Genomic DNA, 2,517 nt, shown 5'->3' with positions numbered 1-2,517 from the left:
GAAAAAACCCCACCCCCCCCCCCCCCTTCCCTCCCCCCCCCACCCCCCCCCCCCCCCCCCCCCCCCCCCCCCCCCCCCCCCCCCCCCCCCCCCCCCCCCCCCCCCGCCACCGGTGTTCCCCGGGGGAGTCCCGAGCTACGCGGGGACCGTGCAGTCGAACGCGTGCAGATAGGGGTTGACCGGTCGGATGTCGCCGACGATCAGTCCCGCGGCCTCGAGCCGGCCGACCATGCTGGCGGTGGTGTGCTTGGCCCCGCCGACGTTCAGGAGCAGCAGCAGGTCCATGGCGGTGCTGAAGCGCATCGAGGGGGTGTCGTCGACGAGGTTCTCGATGACGACGACCCGGGTGCCGGCACCGCCCGCCTCGACGACGTTGCGCAGCAGCCTGGCCGTGGACTCGTCGTCCCACTCCAGGATGTTCTTGATGATGTAGACGTCGGCCTCGACCGGGACGGACGCGCGGACGTCGCCGGGCACGATACGGGCCCGGTCGGCGAGGTCGCCCCCGGGGCGCAGCCGCGGCACGGCGTTCTCCACGACCCGCGGCAGGTCCAGCAGGAAGCCCCGCATCGCCGGGTACTTGTCCAGCAGGCTCGCCACCACGTGGCCCTGCCCGCCGCCGAGGTCCGCGACGGACGAGGCGCCGGACAGGTCCAGGAGCGCGGCGACATCGCGCGCCGACTGCTCGCTGGAGGTCGTCATCGCGCGGTTGAAGACGTCAGCGGACTCGGGGGCGTCCTCGTTCAGGTAGACGAAGAACTCCTTGCCGTAGAGGTCCTCGACGACGTTCTTGCCGGTGCGCACCGCCTCGTCCAGCTTCGGCCAGGCGTCCCAGGTCCACGGCTCGGTGCACCACAGGGAGATGTACCGCAGGCTGTTCGGGTCGTCCTCGCGCAGCAGCCGGGACATCTCGGTGTGGGCGAACGTCCCGTCGGGCCGCTCGGCGAAGACGCCGTAGCAGGACAGGGCGCGCAGCAGCCGGCGCAGCGGCTTCGGCTCGGTCTTCACCGCGGCCGCGAGGTGCTCCACGGTCATCGGGGCGTCCCCGAGTGCGTCGGCGACGCCCAGCCGGGCGGCCGCGCGGACGGCGGCGGCACAGGCCGCCCCGAAAACGAGTTCTCTCAGTCGCATCGACGGCGGCGGGGGTGGAGGTGCCCCCTGCCCGAGGGGAGCCGAGATCCCGGCGGATGGTGCGGTCATGTGCCGCCTTCCTTCCTTGCGTGGGTGGGGTGCGGCCCGGTCAGCACAGCCCCGCGGGCTTGGACGCCCGGCAGGAGTTGCGGTCGAAGGCGTTGCCGTTCTTGGTGGCTTCCTGGTTGACGAGGTCCGCGGGGGAGTTGTCCGCCAGGTGGTTGCCGGTGATTTGGTTCCGCTCGCTGGTGACGCCCACGAAGCTCTTGAACAGGACGATGCCGCCCGACAGCGGGGACCTGCCCGAGTGGCCGGTGACGACGTTCCGCGTGACCAGCGTGTTCTCGGTGCCGGTCAGCACGATCCCGGAGCCCTGCAGATAGGGCAGCCGGGCGGTCTTCGCGCAGTACTTGTTGTTGCGCTCGACGCGGTTGTCGCTGACGGTCAGGGCGCCCGCCCTCGGCTTGTTCTCGTCGCCGACGACGAACACGCCCGCGCAGTTGCCGGTGAGGTGGTTGCCGCTGACGGTCAGGTTGCGCAGCCGGCGGACGGTGATGCCGATCCGGTTGTTCTCGAGGCGGTTCCCCAGGACCAGCGCGCCCTTGCTGTTCGTGGCGCCTTCCTCGGCCTTCACGTTGTTGGCGAGGAACAGGCCGGCGTCACCGTTGCCCCGGGCGGTGTTCCCCCGGAAGACGCCGCGGGTGGAGTGCTCCTGGGCGATGCCCCACTGCCCGTTGTCGTCGGCGGTCACCCCCCGCACGGTCAGGTGGTCGGTGCCCATGGACCACAGGCCGATCTTGGAGAAGCCGGTCACCTTCAGGTCGGCGACGGTGACGTCCGGGAGGGCCTTGTCCTTGCCGCCGACCACACAGATGCCGTTGCCGCCCTCGAGACAGCTGACGGAAGCCTTCGGGGCGCCCGGTTTCGCGGCCTGCTTCGCGGCCGGCTTCGAGGCGGTCTTCAGGACCGGCGCGATCACCGTGCGGTGACCCACGCCGCGCAGGGTCAGTCCCGGCGTCCGCACCGTGACGCTCTCGTGGTAGACGCCGGCCAGGACGAGCACGGTGTCTCCCGGCCGGGCGGCGTTCACCGCCTTCTGGATCGACTCACCCGGCTGCACCACGTGGAGCCGGTGGGCGGCCGACGCCGGGGCGGAACCGACGAACGCGCCGAGGAGCGCCGTCGCACATGCGAGATACGTAATATGGCGTTTTGTCACATTCCGAAGGCTAGGAGCGCATGAGCCGATTACCGGCCGGATGCTCCGTTCGGCGGCGTGTCACCGGACAAAGACGTGGGGGGGGGGGGGGGGGGGGGGGGGGGGGGGGGGGGGGGGGGGGGGGGGGGGGGGGGGGGGGGGGGGGGGGGGGGGGGGGGGGGGGGGGG

At 72.3% G+C, this 2,517-nt stretch carries 2 protein-coding genes; both read right to left on the bottom strand.

Annotation, left to right across the window (positions count from 1 at the left end):
* Positions 1-135: 135 nt before the first annotated feature.
* The gene (locus tag ACZ5CW_RS41160) at positions 136-1,131 is read right to left on the bottom strand and encodes a methyltransferase (protein WP_468610961.1); all 996 of its coding nucleotides are present in this window, start codon (positions 1,129-1,131) and stop codon (positions 136-138) included.
* A gap of 109 nt (positions 1,132-1,240) precedes the next feature.
* On the bottom strand, positions 1,241-2,350 hold the full coding sequence (locus ACZ5CW_RS41155; protein WP_468610959.1) for a right-handed parallel beta-helix repeat-containing protein: 1,110 nt from the start codon (positions 2,348-2,350) through the stop codon (positions 1,241-1,243).
* Between the last annotated feature and the right edge of the window lie 167 nt (positions 2,351-2,517).

Source organism: Streptomyces sp. NPDC031379, assembly GCF_055569615.1.
Note: the sequence above shows the minus strand (reverse complement) of the source record. Positions and strands in the feature narration are given on the sequence as shown.

What these genes read in the sequence shown, in the direction of transcription:
- ACZ5CW_RS41160 (WP_468610961.1), bottom strand. Translation starts at nt 1,131, where the DNA reads ATGCGACTGAGAGAACTCGTTTTCGGGGCGGCCTGTGCCGCCGCCGTC.